Source organism: Shewanella sp. HN-41, from assembly GCF_000217915.1.
Classification (GTDB): domain Bacteria; phylum Pseudomonadota; class Gammaproteobacteria; order Enterobacterales; family Shewanellaceae; genus Shewanella.
The window spans coordinates 135,109-157,552 of record NZ_AFOZ01000031.1 but is presented as its reverse complement, the minus strand read 5'-3'; the positions used below and the strand labels follow the sequence as shown (position 1 = coordinate 157,552).

At 45.4% G+C, this 22,444-nt stretch carries 15 protein-coding genes and 2 pseudogenes; 3 read left to right on the top strand and 14 right to left on the bottom strand.

The features are described from left to right. Window positions 1-76: 76 nt before the first annotated feature. The 12 genes and pseudogenes from SOHN41_RS12330 to SOHN41_RS12275 all read right to left on the bottom strand — a co-directional run bounded on the left by SOHN41_RS12330 (window position 77) and on the right by SOHN41_RS12275 (window position 13,247). The gene (locus SOHN41_RS12330) at window positions 77-793 is read right to left on the bottom strand and encodes an SIMPL domain-containing protein (RefSeq protein WP_007649420.1); all 717 of its coding nucleotides are present in this window, start codon (window positions 791-793) and stop codon (window positions 77-79) included. A 111-nt stretch (window positions 794-904) separates the two neighbouring features. Continuing rightward, the gene (locus SOHN41_RS12325) at window positions 905-1,291 is read right to left on the bottom strand and encodes a VOC family protein (protein WP_007649419.1); all 387 of its coding nucleotides are present in this window, start codon (window positions 1,289-1,291) and stop codon (window positions 905-907) included. Between the two features lie 101 nt (window positions 1,292-1,392). Further along, window positions 1,393-2,709, bottom strand: a complete 1,317-nt coding sequence (locus tag SOHN41_RS12320) for an OmpP1/FadL family transporter (protein WP_007649415.1) — start codon at window positions 2,707-2,709, stop codon at window positions 1,393-1,395. 348 nt (window positions 2,710-3,057) lie between these two features. Then, window positions 3,058-4,509, bottom strand: coding sequence for a sodium/proline symporter PutP (gene putP, locus SOHN41_RS12315; protein WP_037459010.1), 1,452 nt, complete (start codon window positions 4,507-4,509; stop codon window positions 3,058-3,060). Between the two features lie 157 nt (window positions 4,510-4,666). Continuing rightward, the gene (locus SOHN41_RS12310) at window positions 4,667-5,371 is read right to left on the bottom strand and encodes a DUF3379 domain-containing protein (RefSeq protein WP_007649413.1); all 705 of its coding nucleotides are present in this window, start codon (window positions 5,369-5,371) and stop codon (window positions 4,667-4,669) included. Continuing rightward, on the bottom strand, window positions 5,364-5,927 hold the full coding sequence (locus SOHN41_RS12305) for a sigma-70 family RNA polymerase sigma factor (RefSeq protein WP_007649412.1): 564 nt from the start codon (window positions 5,925-5,927) through the stop codon (window positions 5,364-5,366). The genes SOHN41_RS12310 and SOHN41_RS12305 overlap by 8 nt, the downstream gene beginning before the upstream one ends. Window positions 5,928-5,999: 72 nt before the next feature. Beyond that, a complete protein-coding gene (locus SOHN41_RS12300) occupies window positions 6,000-7,667 on the bottom strand; it encodes a BatD family protein (RefSeq protein ID WP_007649411.1) in 1,668 nt (555 codons plus the stop codon). Further along, window positions 7,661-9,720 (bottom strand): annotated as a pseudogene (locus SOHN41_RS12295) (VWA domain-containing protein). Before SOHN41_RS12295 ends, SOHN41_RS12300 begins: the two are co-directional and overlap by 7 nt. Next, window positions 9,720-10,733 carry a vWA domain-containing protein gene (locus tag SOHN41_RS12290; protein ID WP_007649407.1) on the bottom strand — a complete coding sequence of 338 codons (1,014 nt, stop codon included), beginning with the start codon at window positions 10,731-10,733 and terminating at the stop codon, window positions 9,720-9,722. The pseudogene SOHN41_RS12295 and the gene SOHN41_RS12290 overlap by 1 nt, the downstream one beginning before the upstream one ends. Beyond that, window positions 10,727-11,323: a DUF4381 domain-containing protein gene (locus SOHN41_RS12285; protein WP_007649406.1), complete on the bottom strand. Its 597-nt coding sequence runs from the start codon at window positions 11,321-11,323 to the stop codon at window positions 10,727-10,729. Before SOHN41_RS12285 ends, SOHN41_RS12290 begins: the two co-directional genes overlap by 7 nt. Before the next feature lie 2 nt (window positions 11,324-11,325). Continuing rightward, window positions 11,326-12,267: a DUF58 domain-containing protein gene (locus SOHN41_RS12280; protein WP_007649405.1), complete on the bottom strand. Its 942-nt coding sequence runs from the start codon at window positions 12,265-12,267 to the stop codon at window positions 11,326-11,328. Between the two features lie 23 nt (window positions 12,268-12,290). Then, window positions 12,291-13,247: an AAA family ATPase gene (locus SOHN41_RS12275; RefSeq protein WP_007649404.1), complete on the bottom strand. Its 957-nt coding sequence runs from the start codon at window positions 13,245-13,247 to the stop codon at window positions 12,291-12,293. Window positions 13,248-13,512: 265 nt separating this feature from the next. On the opposite strand from SOHN41_RS12275, the gene fadI reads away from it, so the two are divergent. From fadI to SOHN41_RS20410, 3 genes are all read left to right on the top strand, one after another. Further along, window positions 13,513-14,823, top strand: coding sequence for an acetyl-CoA C-acyltransferase FadI (gene fadI, locus SOHN41_RS12270; protein ID WP_007649403.1), 1,311 nt, complete (start codon window positions 13,513-13,515; stop codon window positions 14,821-14,823). Between the two features lie 5 nt (window positions 14,824-14,828). Next, entirely contained in the window at window positions 14,829-16,955 is a 2,127-nt protein-coding gene (fadJ, locus tag SOHN41_RS12265) for a fatty acid oxidation complex subunit alpha FadJ (protein ID WP_007649402.1), read from the top strand. A 322-nt stretch (window positions 16,956-17,277) separates the two neighbouring features. Beyond that, a complete protein-coding gene (locus SOHN41_RS20410) occupies window positions 17,278-17,478 on the top strand; it encodes a hypothetical protein (protein ID WP_037458996.1) in 201 nt (66 codons plus the stop codon). Between the two features lie 287 nt (window positions 17,479-17,765). On the opposite strand, the gene SOHN41_RS12255 is transcribed toward SOHN41_RS20410, so the two are convergent. Both SOHN41_RS12255 and SOHN41_RS12250 read right to left on the bottom strand, forming a co-directional pair. Continuing rightward, entirely contained in the window at window positions 17,766-18,092 is a 327-nt protein-coding gene (locus SOHN41_RS12255; protein ID WP_050801839.1) for a hypothetical protein, read from the bottom strand. Window positions 18,093-18,200: 108 nt separating this feature from the next. Further along, window positions 18,201-22,432 (bottom strand): annotated as a pseudogene (locus tag SOHN41_RS12250) (EAL domain-containing protein). Window positions 22,433-22,444: the final 12 nt, after the last annotated feature.

The window sequence follows — 22,444 nt, the reverse complement described above, 5'->3', positions numbered from 1 at the left end:
AATCGGATTCACTAATATAGGAATAAGGCAGAGAAATACCTTATTCTTATGGTTTCAGTGGGTTCCGATTTCGCCTTTAGTCGTTTAAATAATAGGTGAGTGTGGAGACTATGCGAATTTGTTTAATGTAGGGTGTGCTGCTATCACGGTCGGAAATCGTAAATTGGCCTTGACTGGCACTTTTGATTTTACCTAGGCGTGAGTCTGAATCCTTGGCAAATTTTTCAGCAACCTCCCGGGCATTCTGGGTGGCTTCTTGTACCATCACAGGTTTTACACTGTTAAGGTCTGTGAACAAAAACTCTGTGCGATTATCATAGTCTTGGCTTGCAATGGCGATACCTTCTTTCACAAGATTAATCATTTGCTTTCGTGAAACTAGCATAAGGTCGATCTGCGCTGTATAGACAGATAAATTGACTTTGGCCGAATAGCGGTATCTGACATTCGGGTCGACATACCCCTGTGCCTGGCGGTCTTCTATGGAGGGAAGGGAGACAGTAATTTCACTGTCGCTAAAGCCTTGTTCTTTTAGAAAAGTAACAACTCTATCGGTTTTTTGCTGTACGGTTTCATAGAGCTTTGGCAGATTATTATCGACCTCAGTAAAATTAATCGGCCAAATGGCCACATTGGCTTTCACTTCTTTCTCGGCTAAGCCTTTTACCGTGACAGTGCGTTCCATTGATTTCATTTGCAGTAAGGCGGAACTCGCACTTTGACCCAGATAAACGAGTCCAGCACACAAAAAACCGCCCAATAATAAGGCGGGAAATAAGTTATTTTTTTCCATAATACAATCCCTTGGTTAGATAACTCAGCTAACCATACCTAATAAGCATTGGATATGCACTGGGTTTTGAATAGGTACCGCTTAAGCGGGAAGTACTCTGTAAAGGTAAGTTTAGCTTGCAGGTGGGATAGGGCTGGGTTGCCATAGTTCAACTTTATTGCCATCAGGGTCGATAAACCAGCCAAAGCGGCCAAATTCAGAGTTTTCGATGGTGCCGATGAGCTGGCCTCCACCTTGGCTCACTTGTGCGAGTGCTTGTGCTAGATCATCAACAACGAAGTTGAACATAAAACTTTTATCGGTCGGTGAGAAATAGTCTGTGCTGTGGGCGAAAGGGGTCCAGACATGGTAGCCGGGGGTCGATTTGTCATTGTGGTAAAATGCCGCGCCGCCCCAGTCCTCAATCGGCACTTGAAGGTGGGTCTTATACCAAGTTGCCAAGGCAATGGGATCTGTACTTTTAAAAAAAATTCCACCGAGTCCAATGACTTTAGCCATAGCCGTTGCCGCATGAAGAGGAGCATGGATTAACTTTAGGCAATAAATGCTTAAGATACAAAAAAGCCGCAAAAATGCGGCTGTTTTGGTGTTTCAACGGCTTAGAACTGGTAGCTGTATTGCACTGAATAGTACATACCACTTGATTCTGTCACCGCGTTCACAGGACCTGTGAGCGCACTGTTTTCAATCAGGTGAACTTCTTCACCTTTAATATAAGCGATACCAAAGTCAACGGTGTTTTGTGGGTTGATATGATAGCTCATACCCGCTGTGTACCAGTTACGGTCAGAGTCTGGGAATGAAATCGAGCTGATTTCGTCCACAACACCTTGGTCATGCATGTAACCTGCGCGCACAGTAAATTGCTCATTGATAGTGTAAGTACCACCTAAGCTGAATAACCATGAATCTTTCCATTGGTATTCTTTCAGAGCAATGTCGCCAGCTTGCAGTTGAGTACCTGCACCCGCTTGACCAGGAATAATAGTGGCTACGCCATCTTTAGCAGTGATTTGATCAAAGCTGCCCCACTGGGTGTACTGCGCAGTGTAGTGCACTGCAAACTTAGGGGTAAGCTGATGGAAACCAGCTACTTGGAAAATATCCGCAAGGGGGACGTCTAAGCTATCAAAGCTTGTCGCTAGGGCTGTTTTTGAACCTAAACCAACGGCAGATAAATCTTTAGTGCTGATCGTGTTGATATCGCCTTTAACATTCACAGTTGGGCTGAAACGGTAGCTGATACCGAAGCGGTTATCTTTATCTAATTCAACAGTGGCACCCACGATACCACCAAATGCCCAGCCGTCAGCATCTACGTCAACCAGAGGCGTAGTGCCCATATTACGGGTTAGGCGGCCTTCACCGTAAATGGCATCCACACCCGCACCTATGCTGAACATATCGTTAATGCGGTATGACACGCTGGCGTTAAAGTTGACTGTAGTCACTTCAGTTTCGCCGAGTAGATCATAGGGTGCTGGAGATCCTGCGGGTAAATTCTTAGAAAGCGAGCTGGCGTCCGTACCCGTACCGAAGTTAGAGAATGCGGCAAAACCCACGGCGAATTTATCGTCGATTGGGTGGATGTAGAAAATGTTAGGGATAACTTTAGAGCTACCCGCATCGTCGATGCTGCCTAAGTCTACGGCACCGCCCGCAAAGTTAACGTCTTTAACATCAACAGTAATATCGGCATAGGTTAAGCCTAAAGATATAGCATCCTTATCAAATAACGCCATAGCCGCAGGGTTACGAGATAATACGGAGGCGTTATCGGCAATCACAGCGTCACCGGCAAAAGCACGACCCATACCTGTGGCTGATTGGCTGTTTAATTGGAAACCCGAAGCGAAAGTTTGTGAACTCGCCAGTGCCACGGAAACGGCAATAAGTGTCTTGTTGAATGTTTTCATTATTATTCTCTCTATTTATAAGTATCGGATTTTGTCTGGCCCCAGTGCCTAGAAGTGCTAAAACCCTTTTATAGTCTCGGCAATCTTAGGGATTGGGCGTAACACCAACAAGTCCGACCAGATGTGAAAAATGTTAAATTTCAGTTAATTAAAGTCACATTAAACAAGCGTTATCTATCGGTGTGATTGAATGGTCTGGCCAGATGCCCGATACCAAAGGTTTTTAGTGGTCGGAGGAGTTTTAATTTTGGTTAACAGTTTGTGACAACTGTCTTGTGGATAAAAAGATACAAAATGTAAAAAGCGTACATGTGTACGCTTTTTACTGCCATCATTGAAGGGATTGGCTTATAACGCGGATTTGAATTGCTCAAATTCTGCGGTGATTCTGGCATTGGGTGCGGACAATTTACTGACGACTACCCCAGCGAGGATAGCAAAAATAAAGCCAGGAAGTATTTCGTATAAGTCGAAAATCCCCCCCGTTAATTGCTTCCAAATCACCACTGTTAATGCGCCGACAATAATAGTGGCGATGGCGCCATTACGACTGTATTGCTTCCAAAAGAGAGATAACAGGACCACTGGACCAAAGGCCGCCCCAAAACCTGCCCAAGCATAGCTCACTAGGCTGAGCACGCTGCTCTCGGGGTTGAGGGCGATCACCCCTGCAATTACGGCAATGGCCAGCACGCCCAAACGGCCAACCATCATCAACTCACGATCGTCTGCCTGTGGGCGTAACCATTTACGGTAAAAATCTTCAGTAATCACGCTCGAGCAAACTAATAGCTGTGAGTCGATAGTACTCATAATCGCCGATAAAATGGCGGCGATGAGCAGTCCACCTATCCAAGGGTTGAATGCGGCTTGTGCTAAATGGATAAACACAGTTTCAGGGTTAGATAGCGGCTCTTTGGCAAAATACAGAGAGCCAGCGAGTCCGGTTGCGAGAGCGCCGAGCAATGACAGTATCATCCAGCTCATGGCGATACGACGTGATAAGGGGAGGGCATCGGCACTGCCTATGGCCATAAAGCGCGATAAAATATGTGGCTGGCCAAAATAGCCAAGCCCCCATGCGACAAGGGATAGCATACCAATGACAGTCGTTTTATCGCTCACGAGCGCCAACATGGCGGGATCGAGTGATTCTATGCCCGCATGGCTTTCTGGGTGGGAGAAAATGGCGAAGGGAATAATGAGCAAGGCGATTAACATTAAACAGCCTTGAAAGAAATCGGTCCAACTTACCGCAAAAAAACCACCGATAAAGGTATAACCGACAATGATGGCTGAACCTATGACTAAGGCGACGTTGTAATCGAGTCCAAAGACTTTCTCAAACAGTATTGCGCCACCCACCATGCCGGAGGACGCATAGAAAGTGAAGAAAACTAAAATAGTCACGGCGGAAACTAACTTTAAGTAACCTTGGTTATCGTGGAATCGCTTCTCGAAAAAATCGGGTAGGGTGAGGGCGTTGTCTGCTAATTGGGTATAAATACGCAGGCGTTTGGCAACGAATAGCCAGTTAAGCCAAGCACCAAAAATTAATCCTATGCCGATCCAAGCTTCCCCTAAACCGCCTAAATAGACTGCGCCGGGTAAACCCAGTAATAACCAGCCCGACATATCGGATGCCCCCACACTCAGTGCGGTGACGGCCGGACCCATCTTACGGCCTCCTAAAATATAATCATCTACAGTATCTGTGGCGCGGTAAGCCCAAAAACCTATGGCCATCATCAGTACTAAATAACCAACAAATGTGATTAAAATCGGAGTTTCAATCGTCATCTTGCCTTTTCCCATCTTTTTATTATTAAAAGTGGCAAGCATGCTACCAGATGTTTGAGCAAGAGCCCATTAGCGGATAAGAATGTGATCAAAATCTAACCTCCGATAGCGTAAAAATATCGGAGATTAATTTAAAAATAGCCAAGATAATATGGAGTTAGATAAAGGTATTCTTGATTTCTTCCTTTACAAAACGAAGATCGGCTTGATCCTCCGCCACCAGCAAAATAAAGGCATCTGCGGTTTCAAACCCCATACCTTGATATTTAGCATCGGCAAAGGTTTGATTTAGCACCATACGTTTCTCGAGAGGCACAATAAAAAGCGTCACTTTGCCTTGCTCACCTTGTAGCACTATATGTAGGCTTTTAACCCCTTGAAAATCACAGTAGGAGGTGTAATACACTTTGCCCGGTTGCTCGATAAACTTGGCATGGCCGAGATCTTTCAGTGATGCGAGTTGGGCATTAACCTGATTAAAGTTGACGTTTTGGTCAAGGTGTAAGGCCATATCTTCATGGTAGACATGGGCCAGCGCATGTTCGGCTAAATCGACAGGGCCTAAACGCAGCAGGCTAAAACTCACGCCGATCACAAACGCAATAGAGGCGGCCATAGCGACTAAAAAGCCCGTTTGGCGTCGCTGTTTGTGATGTTGCTGTAACTGCTGACGCAAAATCAGCTTATCGGCGAGATCCTCTGGTACATCGACTTTAAGTGCACTCATCAGTTTAGCATCTAGGTTTTTGAGTTCACTCACCAATGCCTGATACTCATCCTTCTCCTGCATTTGCTGGAGAAACTCGAGATCTTGATTATGAGGATCTTCATAAGCTTGACGTCTAAATTTAAGCTCATCCATTGGATTGACCTCTCACTTCATTTTTCTCAAGTAATTCTTTCAACTGGCTCCTCGCCCGAAATAAACGCGTCATTACGGTATTGCGATTGAGTTCCATCAGTTCTGCTATTTCATCGCCACTAAAGCCACCAATGAGCTGAAGCAAGAGCGGTTCGCGGTACTCGATATCGAGCTTGGCAATTTGCCTGCGGATCAGATATTGCTCGGTCTGCTCTTCACTGCTACTGGAGATATTATCCTCTAAGGTATCCTGCTCAACGTCGGAATAATCGAACTGTTTACGTTCAAAACGCCGGGCATTTTCACGCCTAAGAATGGTGATAAGCCAAGCCTTCGCCGCTTTATCATCCTTGAGGGAATCCAAAGAGCGCCACGCCCGCAAGAAGGTTTCTTGGGTGATGTCTTCTGCCACCGATTTATCACCACAAAGCCAGTAGGCGTAGCGAAAAATATCGGCATGCAGAGCCTTGACTAGGCTGTTGTATCGTCGTTGTTTGCTCAGCATGTCAGAAGAGACCGCAGGCTTAACGGATTTCTTACGCCAGTTAGCAAACATTTTTATGAGTTTGGCATTTTAGCTTGATATTCAACATCTTTTAGCTCGCTTATTGTTCATTCAATCGGCCAATTATCTTGGGTTGAGTGGGCTCAAGGGCAAATATGTATTGCTTGATGGCATGTTGTCATAGGCTTTGACGGCGGCAAGTAACGCACTGATCGCCACTTTTAAATGACTTGCCCCTGTAGAGTGGCCAGCTTCTGTTTTAGCCCCATAGGCTGATTGCTGCAGTTGGCTTATAGCCTGTGATAGTGCGGGTGAAAGCGCCGCAATTTTGTTTAAGGTCATGGCACTGCCTGTCATTTGACTAAAGTATTGCTGTAAATGCTGCAAAATATCGCTGGCGTCACCTTGAGCACAGGCCTGCTCAAGTCCCCATAGTCCAGAGACGGTAGCAACCTCTGGTTGCCCATGGGGGATAAGCGGCTGCTGTTTACGCGCACGGCGCCAGGCAATAAATGTAATCATCCACAGAACCAAAGTCACCAACCACAGGGCTGCAAAAACTGTGGTTAACCAAGACCCGCCGTTATCGACCGTTGAATTGGCTTGCCATGCTGGCTGTGTTGGCGCCTCTGGGGTTGTCCCCCCTTTTACTATGATAGTGCGTGCAGGCAAGGTTGCCGTTTCTTGACGCTTGAGGCGCGGATTCCACCATGGAACTTTAACTTCGGGCAAGGTGAAGGTGCCTGCCTTGCTGGCGACTATCGCCGATGTAATGCTGTACTGGGAAACAATTTGCGCATCGCGTACAAAGGTTTGTCGCTGGGGCTTTTCTGGGTATGATTTAAGCTCACTGGGTAGCGCTGGGGCGATATCAGGTAAACTGTTTTCATCGGCATTAGAGGCTAAAAGAGTAATAGTGCGAGTGATCGGGCTACCCACGGTAAACTCATTAATATCTTCAGGAAAACTCTCTTTTAAGACGACTAAGTCGGCAACCAGCCACTGGCCTTGGAAGCTTTCCGGTGGTGGATTAACCTGTATCGTTAAGGATGGCGCACCCGCTTGCATGGGGCGACTCTCGTTAAAACCAAACATACCGCCGCGGCGTTGGGATTCGACTAGAACATCACCGGAAAAGGTAGCGCCTTTGATATTCACTTGGCCGGGTAAGTCGGGAATGATGCCGTAGGTACGTTCAATTACACGGTAACGGCGACCATCGACAATCTCTGAACCATCCTTATCCTCGCCAATTTGCTTAATTTGTGCACCTTCAATCACGGGAGCGTTTAACACCCCCCGTTGTAATTCGACCGCTAAATAGAGTTTTACTTTGTAGGTAATCAGTTGACCAACATAGGCCTCATCGGTCGAAACCTTGGCATCGATAAACAAGTTATTGGCTTGCTCGGGTTGGCTGCCACTCTCAACCACTTTTAGTGGAATTTCGGCGGAACGGATCCCATCGATACTGAAGGAGGGTATCGTCAGTTGTCCTTTCTGTTTTGGGGCGAGTAACACTTGCCAGCGGGTTTCTTTAACCGCATCAAAATTCATGATCTGGGTGCTGCGACTAACACTGGTGCGCCCAACGATAAAATCTTTGAGTAGGATAGAAGTATCAAGTTTTCCCGTATCGAGCTCATCGTCTGCACTGATATTCAGCACAAAGTATTCGCCCTCCATCACAGGATTGCGATCGACCGATGCCTCCAATTTAGTGAGAGCATAAGCAGGACTCAAAGCTCCGATAGAGAGGAGTAGGAGGATAAAAAAATGTTTTTTCACCACTGTTCGTTATCCCTTGATATTTGGCCATTTTGACGGCGTTTTTGATATTCGAGTTGCATTTTATTGCGCAGTAACACTTGGGGATCTTCACTCACGCCCCGCAGTGCCCGCTGCATTTGGGCGGGAAGCGGTGAGCTTTCTGGCGGCGGTGCTTCGATGGATTCCCCTATAGCCGCCTCTTGTTTATCTTGCGCATTCTGCTCTTGGGCTTCCTTGGTGCCAGCGCTGTGCTTTTTTTGCTCTGCTGATTTTGACTCTTCAGCATCGGCTTTAGCCTGCGCTTGCATCTTAGCCTCATTGTCTACAGGTGGATTGTCTCCAGACTCATTTTCCTGCGCATCTTGCTCGCCATTTTGCTGCTGGGTTTGTTGATCCTGTTGCGCTTTGTCTTGGGCAGGGTCTTGCTGAGCTCCATCCTGTTGACTCTGAGCATTGCCATCTTGCCTCTCTTGATCGGCTTGTTGCTCATCCTCTTTCTGCTGCTCAGGGCTTTGATCTGCGTTGGTATTGTCCTGTTGATCCTGAGACGCTTGTCCCGCTTGATCTTGCTTATCTTTCTGAGCGCTATCTTGGTCAGATTGCTGTTTATCCTGCGACGTTTGGTCGCTTGATTGTTGGTCGCCAGAATGGGGATCACTGGACTGTTGATCGCCTTGTTGCTCTTGGTTTTTATCCTGTTGATCGCTCTTACCTTGCTGCTTTTGTTGTTCTTTCAATAGCTTTTCAGCAAGTTCAAGATTGGCCTTCGCCGCAGGAAAATCGGCTTGTTTCTCAAGTGCGGCTTGGTAGCGCTCCTTTGCCTTATCGGGTTTACCAAGTTGCATCAAGGCATTGCCCTGATTATAGAGGCCTTGGGCTGAGCTATCTTGCTCGAAGGTTTTCAGCGCTTGCTCATAATCACCGGTCTTATATTGGGCGCTGCCACGCCATTGGGGTGACTCAAACTGCTTAGCGGCGTTGGCATAATCTTGGGATTGATAGGCCTGCATCGCTTGCTGATCTGTCGTTTTCCACAAATCCTCCCACACATTGGCATGGGCATCATGGGGGGGCAGCAATATGCTGCTAGCGATTATGGCAATGCCAGCAACTATGCCCTGCCTAAAGCTAAAGAGGGCGGGGAGCAGTAATAATAGGGCGAGGTAAGGGCCAAGATCCTGCCAGGTTTCACCGTCAAGATCTGTGGCTTTGGCATCTGCCGTATCACTAAGCCACTGCTGGAGTTGGCTGATATCCTCTCCATAGGTACTATATTGAATTAATACTCCTTTATTGTTTTCAGCCAGTTTATTCAAGAGTCCAAAGTCCGTTTTAGCAACCACGACCTCGTTACTGTTATCCCGTTGCAATTGGCCATCGGGCAAACGAATTGGAGCGCCTTGGCGGGTGCCAAAGCCAATAACCGCGAGGCGATATTCTGTCCCATTGAGCACTGAGTTGGCTTCATCAAATTGTGCCGACGAGATCCCATCTGTCATCAGAATAATATCACCGCGAATATGGCCACCTTGGACAAGCAGACTTTTCGCTTGGATGAGCGCTGCAGCTAAGTTGGAGCCACGAACGGGCATGATCTCAGGGCTTAAGGTCGGCAATAAATTGAGTAGCGTGCCGGTATCGCGCGTTAACGGGCTGATAGTAAAGGCATCCCCCGCAAAGGCGATAAGGCCTGTTTCACCTTCTTTGAGATTTCGCAGCAGATCCGTCGCCCTAAATTTGGCTTGGGTCAAGCGATTGGGGGGACGTCGGTGGCAAACATAGACACCGACATATCCATCACTAATACGCGGCCTTGCTCGGCGGCAAATACAGGCAAAGACTGCTTATTTATCGCAGGGCCTGCTAGGGCTAAAGTGGCAATGAGCCAGCTGAGTGTCAGTAAATGCAAAGGACGGCGAGATTTCTTACCACCTTGGGTCACTAAAACCTTAGCTAAATGCGGCGCTATATAACGATTCCACGCGCTATGGCTTTGGTGCTGACGAGCGAGTAGCCACAGAACTAAGGCAAGGGGCACTAGCGCTAATAGCCATTCTGGACGGATAAAATGCATTAATTTCCCCTCCGTGATCTCGTTAAATCAGGTCGCTTACCCCGAGATGTAAAGAAGGGTAATTGGCCTAGTGCAATCCAAAGGCTCGTTAATAATGCCAGTGCCAGCGGCCAGTAGAACAGATCCACCTGCGGACGATAGCTTAACTGATCGCGACTCACGGGCTCGAGTTTATCGATTTCTTGGTAAATCTGATCAAGCTCCTGACTATTGCGGGCGCGGAAATAACGGCCGTGGGTGGCATCGGCGATATGTTTTAGTTGGTTTTCATCCAGATCCATTGAGGGATTAACCCGCTCGCGGCCAAAGAGTGTGCGGCGTTCCATCACATCTGCGCCCACGCCGACGGTATAAATGGTGACCTTACGATTTGCGGCAATCTCGGCCGCTTGCTCTGGGTCGATATTGCCCGCGTTGTTGGAGCCGTCGGTCAATAAAATTAATACTCTATTGCTCTTATCCATTTTATCGAAACGCTTTACCGCCAGCGCTATGGCTTCACCTATGGCGGTTTGTTTACCGACTAAGCCGATTTGTGCTTCCTTTAAAAATTGTGCGACCGAACGCCTATCTTGGGTCAGTGGCGCCTGTAAATAAGCATGATCGGCAAAGAGAATTAGACCGATACGGTCACCCTTACGGCGCTCAATAAAGTCGCTGACCACATGCTGGATTAAGGTGAAGCGGTCGACGGTTTTGCCATTTATGGCCATATCTTCAATTTGCATACTGCCGGAGAGGTCCACCGCCACCATAAGATCGCGGCCTTGGCTTGGCAGTTCGATGGGATCGCCAAGCCATTGTGGGCGGCTGATAGCGAGCACTAACAGGCTCCACATTAGCCAGTAGCGTTTACGACTCTGGCGTGTGTTGGCCGCTAAGTTTTGTTTGCCCGTTTGGCTGATCCCGGGTAATCGCAGCCGGCCACCATCGACTGGTGCCGTTTGTTGGCGCCAAAAAATAAAAGGTAAAGGTAATAATATCAATAGCCAAGGCCAGGCAATGGTTAACATTGTGCCTCCGCTTGTTGCGTGTCAGTTGGCAGGATTTGAGCATGATGTTGAGTTGGCTCTGGAGCGCTCAGTTTTGCTTTCGATGCCAGCCAAGCCTGAGCCAGTTCATGTAGCTCATTGGCTTCAGCTAAGGTTAACGGTGTTGGCTGATGGCGTTTGGCCAACAAGGGGCCGATACGTTGACGTTTATGCTCGGGTAAATAGTTGTCTAACCAAGTCGCCCACGCCTTGCCATCTAAGGATGCTATTGCTTCTCTGCTGAGGTAACTCATGGCGGTACGCTTTAATACGCTATTGACTTCTGATACGTAGGAAGGCGCTTGTCTATCAAGTTGACTGAGTAACTGTTTCGCGGCTTTTTTCGGCGCTAAGTCACGGGCACGTTTTCTTAGCCAAATAACCAAGAGTGTGATGAGGGTAATCACGAGCGCGAGGACCAACCAATAACCGATTGCCCAAGGCCAAGCGCCAATGGGATCTGGATGGATAATATCCTGCAATTCCGCAAGGGCTGGGTTGGGTGCCGTAGAAGGCATAGGGACTGTTGCCTGTGGATTAGCTATTTCTGAATTCACTATTTCTGGATCCATAGTTAACGCAATAATTCCAATTGATGGGCTAGGGGAACACCCGCATCTATCAGTTGGGTGCGCACGCGCAGTTGCTGCATCATGGCGATAAAGTCCCTTTGCTGACGTTGCTGAACTTCGAGCCAAGCCTGGTAACTGTGGCGGGTGAGCACTAAGTCCTCATCCCCATCCCGTACCGGTAAACTAAAGTTGTGCGGTAACGGCAGTGTGCCCTGGCGCAGGGGATCGGTAACAAGATAGGCGCCCATATCACAGTGACGCTTAAGCTCAGTGAGTGGTGCGATACATTGGGGGCTGAAATGACTGCCATCGGTAATGATCCAAATTAAGGAGCCGGGTTTAGCGATACGTTGCAAACGCTGGCAGGCACGCAGTATATGATCAGGATCGCGCCGGTCGCTGCCGAGATGATTGAGCTGATTTTCGTGAACGCGGCGCAAACCCGAGATAAACTGCAAAATACCCTGACGACGGCTGCGGGGCTTTAACTCTAAATGTTCGGATTCACAGGCGATTAATGCACCTAACCTATCGCCGTGGTGGATAGCATTCCAGCCTAGAGTGGTGGCAAGGTGCCCCGCTTGGACGGATTGCAGCAGCAGACTCGAACCAAAATACAGGCTTTGGCTTAGATCGAGTAGCAGTAAAATAGGCCGCTCACGTTCTTCCACAAAGAGTTTGGTATGGGGTTGGCCCGTGCGAGCGGTAACACGCCAATCAATAGTACGTACATCGTCGCCCTGTTGATAATGGCGTACTTCGGCAAACTCCATGCCGCGACCTTTGATTAAGCTGCTACGATGGCCAGCAAGATTTGCTCGGGCACGGCTATTGCGCTCGGGCATCGCCTTAGCAATATTCTGGCAAGCCAGCAGTTCTTTTTCCGTTAAATGTAAGCCATCGGCAAAGAGCGGCATAGGCGCTTGGCGCACGGTGTCAATCATGTCATTTCACCTTTAGTCCAGCGTTAAGGTACTGCAACTTGGCTCAAAATATGGTCTATGACCTGATCGCGGCTGACGCCCTCGGCCTGTGCTTGGTAGCTGAGTAGCAATCTGTGTCTTAACACGTTCGGTGCGACGGCTTGAATGTCTTCCGGTGAAACAAAGTCTCGCTCGTGCAGCCAAGCACGGGCACGGGCACAGCGCTCTAACGAAATGGTGGCGCGCGGACTGACGCCGTACTCGAGCCATTTTGCGAGCTCATCACTGTAGCGTGCAGGCTTGCGGGTCGCCATTACGATTTCGACTATGTATTTTTCAAGTGGCTCGGCGAGGTAGATTTCCATGGCTTCATCGCGGGCGGCAAAAATATCTACCTGTGCAATCGGCTCTGTGGTCGGCAATTCGTGGGTCAGTGCTTCTTTACGGGATTGGCGCAGAATTTCGATTTCAGTTTCGCCGCTCGGGTAATCCAGATTCAAATGCATTAAAAAGCGATCGAGCTGCGCTTCGGGCAGGGGATAAGTGCCTTCGTTTTCTAATGGGTTTTGGGTTGCCATCACTAAAAACAGTGGTGGCAATTTATAGCTATGCTTACCGACTGTGACTTGACCTTCGGCCATTGCCTCTAATAATGCCGATTGTACTTTGGCGGGGGCGCGGTTAATTTCGTCCGCCAAGATCAAATTGTGGAAAATCGGTCCGGCTTCAAATTCGAAGGTGCCAGTTTGCGAGCGATAAATATCTGTGCCGGTTAAGTCGGCAGGCAAAAGATCCGGCGTAAATTGAATGCGGTGGAAATCGCCCTCAACCCCGTCACATAAGGCTTTCACTGCTCGGGTCTTGGCAAGCCCTGGTGGGCCTTCAACTAATAAGTGGCCATTGGCAATTAATGCAATGAGCAGATTTTCGGTCAATACTGGCTGCCCTAAAACAACCTTATTTAGGTAAGTGCGTAGTGCGTGGAAGCGACTCAAAGGCATGATGCTACTCGTTTTCTTCTGTTGAAAATACGTGTGTGGGCTATAGACAACGGATATGGTAAAGAATTCCATTAGGGTTTGGCTAGTGTTAAAAAAACAAACAGGTGTTTAAAACTTGCTGACAAGAAGTTAGAATCAGATCACACTTTAATGGTCAGACCTGTTGTTGAGCTTTTTTAGAGATAAAAAAACAATGGGTCAAACATGGAAATCGATAGCGCCGACTGAAATCTCTCAGCGATAGCGCACATAAAGAGGGTGACAAATGAGTGATAGACAGCAGGTAACCAATGCCAAAGGCGAGCGTATTGCGATTGTGGCGGGTTTAAGAACCCCATTTGCGAAACAGGCCACCGCGTTCCACGGGGTATCGGCGCTCGATATGGGCAAGATGGTAGTCAATGAGTTGTTGGCGCGCTCTGAACTCGATCCTAAGCTGATTGAACAGTTGGTCTATGGGCAAGTCGTGCAAATGCCGGCGGCTCCTAACATCGCCCGTGAAATCGTACTTGGCACTGGTATGAATGTGTCGACCGATGCCTATAGTGTCACTCGCGCCTGTGCGACTAGCTTTCAATCTACCGTAAACGTGGCCGAATCTATCATGACGGGCAATATCGAAATCGGTATTGCGGGCGGCGCCGACTCTTCTTCTGTATTGCCTATCGGTGTGTCGAAAAAATTAGCCCATGCGTTAGTCGATCTGAATAAAGCCCGTAGCTTTGGGCAAAAATTACAAATTTTCCGTCGTTTAGGCATTAAAGATTTATTACCTGTGCCGCCTGCGGTAGCCGAGTACTCGACGGGCTTGTCTATGGGACAAACCGCCGAGCAGATGGCAAAAACCTACAATATTAGCCGCGCCGATCAAGATGCTTTAGCGCACCGCTCGCACACCTTAGCGAGTGAAACTTGGGCTTCGGGCCATCTTCGTGACGAGGTTATGGTTGCGCATATACCGCCGTATAAACAGTTTATCGATCGCGATAATAATATCCGCGAAAACTCGGTACTGGAGTCATACGCTAAGTTGCGTCCTGCATTTGACAAACAGCATGGTACTGTGACGGCGGCTAACAGTACGCCACTGACTGACGGTGCGTCGGCGATTATCCTGATGAGTGAAGGTCGAGCTAAAGCCTTAGGTTATCAACCTATTGGCTATATTAAGAGTTACGCCTTTAGCGCCATTGATGTGTGGCAAGACATGCTGATGGGGCCCTCTTACGCGACGCCTCTGGCGCTGAAACGCGCTGGAATGGAATTAGAAGACCTCACCCTGATTGAAATGCACGAAGCCTTTGCCGCGCAGACATTAGCGAATATGCAGATGTTTGCTTCGAAAAAATTTGCCGAAGAAAAACTCGGTCGTAACCGCGCAATTGGCGAAATCGACATGAGCAAGTTTAATGTGCTCGGTGGCTCGCTCGCCTACGGTCATCCTTTTGCTGCAACGGGAACCCGTTTGATCACGCAAGTGTGTCGTGAGCTTAAGCGCCGTGGTGGTGGAACTGGCCTAGCAACGGCCTGTGCGGCCGGTGGTTTGGGCGTGGCAATGATAGTGGAAGTGGAGTAATCGGCATGGAAAAGACATTTAATTTAACCCGCCGCGACGACGGCATTGCCATTTTGACTATGGATGTTCCTGGCGAAACCATGAACACCCTAAAAGCGCAGTTTGGCCCTGAAATCAGTGAGATCTTAGCCGAGATCAAGAGGGATTCGAGCATTCGCGGCTTAGTGCTGATCTCAGGCAAAAAAGATTCTTTCGTCGCGGGCGCGGATATTTCTATGCTCGATGCCTGTAAAACGGCGAGTGATGCCAAAGCCTTATCCCAACAAGGTCATGTGGTCTTTAATGAGTTAGAAGCCTTAACGATTCCTGTGGTTGCCGCAATCCATGGTGCCTGTTTAGGCGGAGGTCTAGAGTTAGCCTTGGCCTGTCATCAAAGGGTATGTAGCGACGATGGTAAGACTATGCTCGGCGTACCCGAAGTCCAACTTGGCTTATTGCCTGGTGGCGGCGGGACTCAGCGTTTGCCGCGTTTAGTCGGCATTACCACCGCCTTAGATATGATGCTCACCGGTAAACAAATCCGTCCTAAACAAGCCTTGAAAATGGGCTTAGTCAATGATGTTGTACCGCAGACCATTTTGCTGCAAACCGCAGTTGAGATGGCACTTGCGGGTAAACGTGCATCGAAACCGATTAAAAAGTCGCTCGTTAATCAAGTGCTTGAAGGCACGAGCTTTGGCCGTAACATTATTTTCGATCAAGCGACTAAACAGGTCGAAAAGAAAACCCAAGGCAATTATCCCGCACCAGCCAAGATCATTGACTGCGTGCGTCAAGGAATTGCTAAGGGGATGCAAAAAGGGCTAGAAGTCGAAGCGAGTCACTTTGCCGAATTAGTGATATCGAAAGAATCTGAAGCGCTGCGCAGTATTTTCTTCGCCACCACAGAAATGAAGAAAGAAACTGGCGCAGAGGGGGCTACGCCGCGCAAAGTGAAGAAAGCGGTGATCTTAGGTGGTGGTTTAATGGGTGGCGGCATCGCCTCAGTTACTACCACTAAGGCCAAAATCCCTGCACGCGTTAAAGACATCAACGAGAAGGGCTTAAGCAATGCATTAGCCTATGCCTATAAGTTGCTGGATAAAGGGGTGAAGCGCCGTCATATGACGCCTGCTGCCCGTGATAACTTAATGGCACTGATGACCACGACGACTGAGTATAAAGGCGTTAAAGATGCCGACATCGTTGTGGAAGCGGTATTTGAAGACTTAGCGCTTAAGCATCAAATGGTTAAAGACATAGAGCGTGAATGTGGTGAGCACACTATTTTTGCGTCAAACACCTCATCTTTGCCAATTAGCCAAATTGCCGAGGCGGCAACCCGTCCTGAAAATGTGATTGGCTTACATTATTTCTCGCCAGTTGAAAAAATGCCGCTGGTGGAAGTGATTGCCCATGCGAAAACGTCACCAGAAACCATTGCGACCACGGTCGCATTTGCCCGTAAGCAAGGTAAAACACCGATAGTGGTGCAGGATGGTGCGGGTTTCTACGTGAACCGTATTCTGGCTCTGTATATGAATGAGGCCGCGCAATTACTACTCGAAGGCCAAAGTGTTGAGCATTTGGATAAAGCGCTGGTTAAGTTTGGTTTCCCTGTGGGCCCCATTACTTTACTTGACGAAGTGGGTATCGACGTGGGCGCTAAGATTTCACCCATCCTCGAAAAAGAATTGGGTGAACGTTTTAAAGCGCCAGCGGCTTTTGACAAGCTTTTGGGTGACGATCGTAAAGGTCGTAAAAATGGTAAAGGCTTCTATCAATACGGTCAAAAAGACTCTAGCAAGAAAGCGAAAGTTGTCGATGAGAGTGTTTATGGCGTGTTAGGCATTAAGCCTGGCACCAATAAAGACGCAAAAGCGGTTGCCGAGCGTTGCGTCGTACAAATGCTCAATGAAGCGGTGCGTTGTTTAGATGAGGGTATTATCGCATCACCAAGAGATGGTGATATAGGTGCTATTTTCGGTATTGGCTTCCCGCCATTCCTCGGTGGCCCATTCCACTATATTGACACTCTGGGCGCCGCAAACTTAGTGCGAATTCTTGAGGGGTATCAAAGTCAGTTAGGTGATAGATTCGAGCCCTGTGAGCGTTTAAAAGCGATGGCGCAAGAGAATCGTCGGTTTTTCTAAGGTATTAAACTATTATGATTGAGCGAAAAAGCGGCACTCTATTGCCGCTTTTTTATTGCCATAGGGCATTTTTCTGCCTAAAAAGTGTTCACAATGGCGGCTGTGATCTTGTATGATCCCGGCCCGTGAACGGAATAAACTGACGCTAGCTGTATCGCTCTTAGTGAGAAAGGTTAGTGAGGTAGTGCAAATACAACTTAATTCTACCATTTGAGCTGAGTTGAATTGTAAAAAGCGTTAAGGACAGTGAGTGTGTTAGCACTTTAATAAGCGATGATATTTCCTAACGATATGATTTTATTTAATTCTAAAGGGGCTGTTTGTGGTTTTGCTAATCGTTTTTCTTGCACTCATTTCGGCTTGGTGCTTTGGCTTGGCTGCATTTACCTCTGGTCTTTCGGTTAAGTATTGGGCGATAGTGGGCTTTATACTTGGGCCACTGGCTTTTCCACTCTTTACTACCCATAGTCATTTGGCTTTGAGGAAGATCCGTTGCAGCAAGGAATGGATAGTAGGGGCTTGATTCATAAGTATTTATAGGTCTATAACTTCATCTAACGTTCAAAAACTAAAGGGAGCATAGCTCCCTTTATTGTTTTACTAAGCTGCGCTAGCTTAATTTTAGTCTGCAGTATCAGTTAACTGATTATCACTGGGGGAAATTTAGTTCCACCAACCCTTTGCAGAAATCACTTCAAGGTGATTTAGACCTTCAGGTAATTTAACTTTTTACGTGCAGGCTTAGATAAACCGAGTGCTTTTTTGATTGAATTTAGCATGTTAACTCCTTTCCTTAATAAATAAGTTCAATTAAGCAAAAGTTGTTTCAGTAAAACGAACATTAGACACCGTGGCAATTTCTACTGATTTGAAGCGAACATTGGGCACAGCAGCAACTTCAGTCTGTTTGAAGCGAACATTGGGCACGGCAGCAACTTCAGTGTGTTTGAAGCGAACATTGGGCACGGCAGCAACTTCAGTCTGTTTGAAGCGAACATTGGGCACGGCAGCAACTTCAGTGTGTTTGAAGCGAACATTGGGAACAGCCGTTGTTTGTGTTGGGGCTGCTGTAGCGATCGTACATACAGTCGCAATTGATGCTGTCAATGCGGCAACAGATATTATTCCTTTAATCATGTTCATTCTCTCTCAGGTAGTTGATATTGATTTATTATTGACACTGAGATAGCTAATGCATCTGTTGTGCCAATGTTTCAAAATGCAACCTAATTGAGATTTAAGTGATTAAATTATGTTGATCTTCGTGTTTGACTTTGTCATGTCCTGTTGAAGCAACACAGTAAACTCTGTCTCTGTTATGGCTTTACTGAAAATGTAGCCTTGAATTTCTTCACAGTTAAGTGCGCGTAAAATATTTAACTGTGCGGTTTGTTCGACGCCTTCTCCCACCACGGACAGCCCCATATTGTGGGCAATGGTAATGATAGAGTCGACCATCTTTAAATCGCGATCAGACTTATCTATATCATCAACAAAGGCTTTGTCTATTTTAAGGGTGTGAATAGGGAAGCGTTTTAAATAGGAAAGTGATGAGTAACCCGTTCCAAAATCATCCAAAGCTAGGCTCACTCCCATTTTGGCGAGTTGTTGCATAACAATAATGGCTGTTTCTGGTTGTTTGATTACGGTACCCTCGGTTATTTCTAATTCGAGGTGACATGCTGGTAACTGGGTGAGCCTTAAAATTGACTCTATTCGTTGCTGAATATCGGGTAGGGCAAACTGACGTGACGATAAATTGACGGCGACTCTACCATTGAACAAGCCTTGCTCCCGCCATTTCTGTGCGGCGAAACAAGCTTTGCGTAAGACAATCTCACCAATTTCAATAATTAATCCATTTTCTTCCGCAAGAGGAATAAAATCATTAGGTGGAATTAAGCCACGCGTTGGATGATTTAATCTAACAAGCGCTTCCATACCTGCGACACGGCCGCGCTTCAGATCAACCTTAGGTTGATAATAAACTTCAAAGAGATCTTCTTTTAGCCCTTCTCGTATCAGATTTTCAATCTCTAGTTGTCGAAGTGCATGCTGATTTAATGACTCAGAATAGAATTGATAGCAATTACCGCCAGCTGATTTTGCATGGTACATGGCAATATCCGCCTTTCTGAGTAACGCTTGCTCATTTTGCTCATCCTCAGGGTAAAGCACGATACCAATACTGAGTCCTAAAACTAATTGTTCGTGATTAATATCAAAAGCGGTCTTAAAAGCTTCTATGACGCGACCTGCCATTACCGCGCTAGCGCTAATATCTGAGTCTTTATCTAGGACTATGGCAAATTCATCCCCTCCAAGGCGGTAAATACTGGTGTTTCTTGGAAGTGATGATTTAATTCTTACCGACACTAATTTGAGCAGTTGATCACCAATTTGATGTCCTAAGGAGTCATTAATGCGTTTGAAATTGTCTAAGTCTAATACCATTAAAGTGTGGGATATTTCTTTATTCACCAAGTTACTCAGGGTGACTTGTAAGTTTGAGCGATTTGGCAGTCCAGTGAGAAGGTCATTGTTCGTTAATTTTCGCAGTTCTTCTTCCTGCTGCTTACGTCGTGATATATCAGAGAAAACACCTACATAGTGTGAAAGTTCACCGAGTTCATCATAAATAGCATCTATGGTGAGTTCCATATGGAAATGACTCTTGTCCCCTCTGGCGGCTTCGACTTCGTTTGCCCAGCGACCTTGTTGTTTAAGCATGGTTCGAATTTGAACCGAAAATGACTCCGGGTATAAATCGAATGTCAATAAATTGCCAATGAACTCAGATCGATTTCGTAATGAAATTTTACAACAGGCTTCATTGACTTCGACAAAACGATATTCACTATCGAGAATAAACATGCCTTCTGAAATATTTTCAATCGCTTTTTCAAATAGTCTTAGCTGTTCTTCTTTTTGCTTAAACTGGCTAATATTTTTAATGGTTCCTGTCATTCGTAGGGCATTATCTTTATCATCACGCTCCACAATTTTAGCGCGGTCTAAGATCCAAACCCAATTATCATCTTTACCCTTTACCCTATATGCCGCCTCAAAATGATCTGTTTGACCATAGAAATGTTTATTGAGAGCCTCTCTGACTCGCTCTTGATCCATCGGATGGATATTACTCTCTTCATCCGATTTGCCCGAACGATGTCCATCACGGGGAAATTCTAACGCCCCCCAGATATTGGAACGGAAAATATTGCCCGTTTCTATATCCCAGTCCCACATTTCATCACCACTTCCCCATAGGGAAAGTTTTAATCGCTCTTCACTAAGTGCTATTTGTCGCTGGACTTCTCGTTTTTGTAATATTGCTTTTATAGTAAAAAATGCAATAAATATTATAATGACAATATAAATTGATTTGGCGTAATGTGATAACCACCAAGGAGGTGATATATAAATATTTAGTGAGCTTGTCGGTCCCTTGGCTTTGGTCACAGGATGCTCACCATATACATTAAATACGTAATGACCAGGCGATAGGTTTGTATAAGTTGCTGAATTAGTCCCTTTGGCCGTAATCCATATGTCGGATAAGCCGATTAGATTGTAAAAGTATTCAACATTTTTCTGACTTGACTTTGGAGAGTTAAACTTTAGTGTAAATGGATAGTCTGAATATTTTAATTCAATTTCTTTTGACTTTGATATGCTTTTTTCTAAAGGTTTATCACCTATGCTAACTGGCTTGTTGAAAACTAAAAGTTCACTAACGTTAGTGTTAATTATGTTGCTAATGTAAGATGTTGCGATATCTTTATTTATAACGCTAACACCTGTTATACCGCCAAAATAGAAATTGCCATGCCAGAAAACACCACTCTGATTATTATATTCTTCTTGGCTTCCATAGTCAGTTGAGAGAGTTAGAATTTTATTGTTTTTGCTTAAAATTAATTCGTTAATAGACGATGCAATAAAATCATTGTTGTCATCAATTGCTATTGAGTATATTGGCTTATTTGCATCATACAGTTTGCTGGTTTCTAAGGTTTTCTTGTTGATAGAGTATATTGAAGTTCTGGTTCCTAAAAGATATTCACTTGATGTTTCATTTATGCAGTAAACAAAATCATTATTGAAAATATTTTTTTCGTTCCCATTGATATCTATACTTATCAACCCACCTTGAGTGGCTAACAGAAGAGTGTCATCTAAAGCTTGTAGAATTTGGAAGATTGGATGTTTATTTTTTAATGATATTTTTTTTGTGCTATTATCATCTAATAAATCAACTACATAAATATCAGAGTTATTAGTTCCAACAATTACATCAGTTCTATCATGACGTTTAAACATTGTAACAATGTTGTCACTTAATATTTTTTTATTATTTTTTTCTCTATACTCATATAAACCATTGCTACTGCCAATGATTAAAGAGTTTTCATACTTTGTGATATATTTAGGTCCGTATGTGTTAGTGTTTATTTTTCTTTTAAGATAAAATTTGAGTTATATATTTCTATTTCATTACTGTCATCAGCGGTTACAATTTCATTACTGTCTAATATGTTTATTGACCAAATATTTCCTGTGGGGTTTATTAATGATCTTACAATGTTGCTACTATCTCTAATTAGAATAAATCCCATGTTCAACGAAGGGATAATTGTATAGTTATTAGTTCTATAAACCTGTGTTTGATTAATGATTTCTTTATTGTCTAAAACATATCCTTTTGATGTTGTCTCTAAGGATTCAAGATTTGTTTGAATAACCTGCCCATTTATTACAGTTAGTGGAATATCATCTTCATCATAATAGTTTGGCATATCATTCGATATTTTTTTATATATACCATCTGATGATAATGTGTAAATTCCATGATTGCTTTTTATCAAATCCACAGAATTCAATGACAAAGTGGTTAGAGTTGAATCTTCTCCATAACGAATGATTTTTCCATCGTAGTTTCTTATTGTATACTCTTTATTAGTTTTTATTGCTTTTTTTATAAAGTTGAAATTATCATTTTGATGAATTTTTATTATTTCTAAATTATCTTTTCTAAGTTCAATTATTTTGTCTTTAGTGCCAATAGTGTAGACATCTCCATTGTCATTTATTGACCATATTGCTTCATTTATCTGCTCAACTCTTTCAAATGTTTCTAATTCTGAATTATAGATGTTTAAACCACTATCTGTGCCTACTAAAAGTGCTTTTTTGTCAAATAATAAGCTCTGGATGAAAGAGCTGGATAAGCCTGAACGGTCATTTGCAAAAAAATGTTTAAATTCTCTTCCATCAAATCGATTCAGTCCATTTAGTGTTCCAATCCAAATATATCCATCATCATCTTCAACCACAGATGTTACAGTACTTTGGGATAAACCTTCGGGAACTCCATATGATTCTGCTTTTAAAGCAATTGGTAACTGCTGCGCTTGTGCTGCTGAAAGAAAGATGGTTGCAACAAGTAAGACGATTTTCAAGAGTGCTTTAGGCATAGTGTTTGTTCT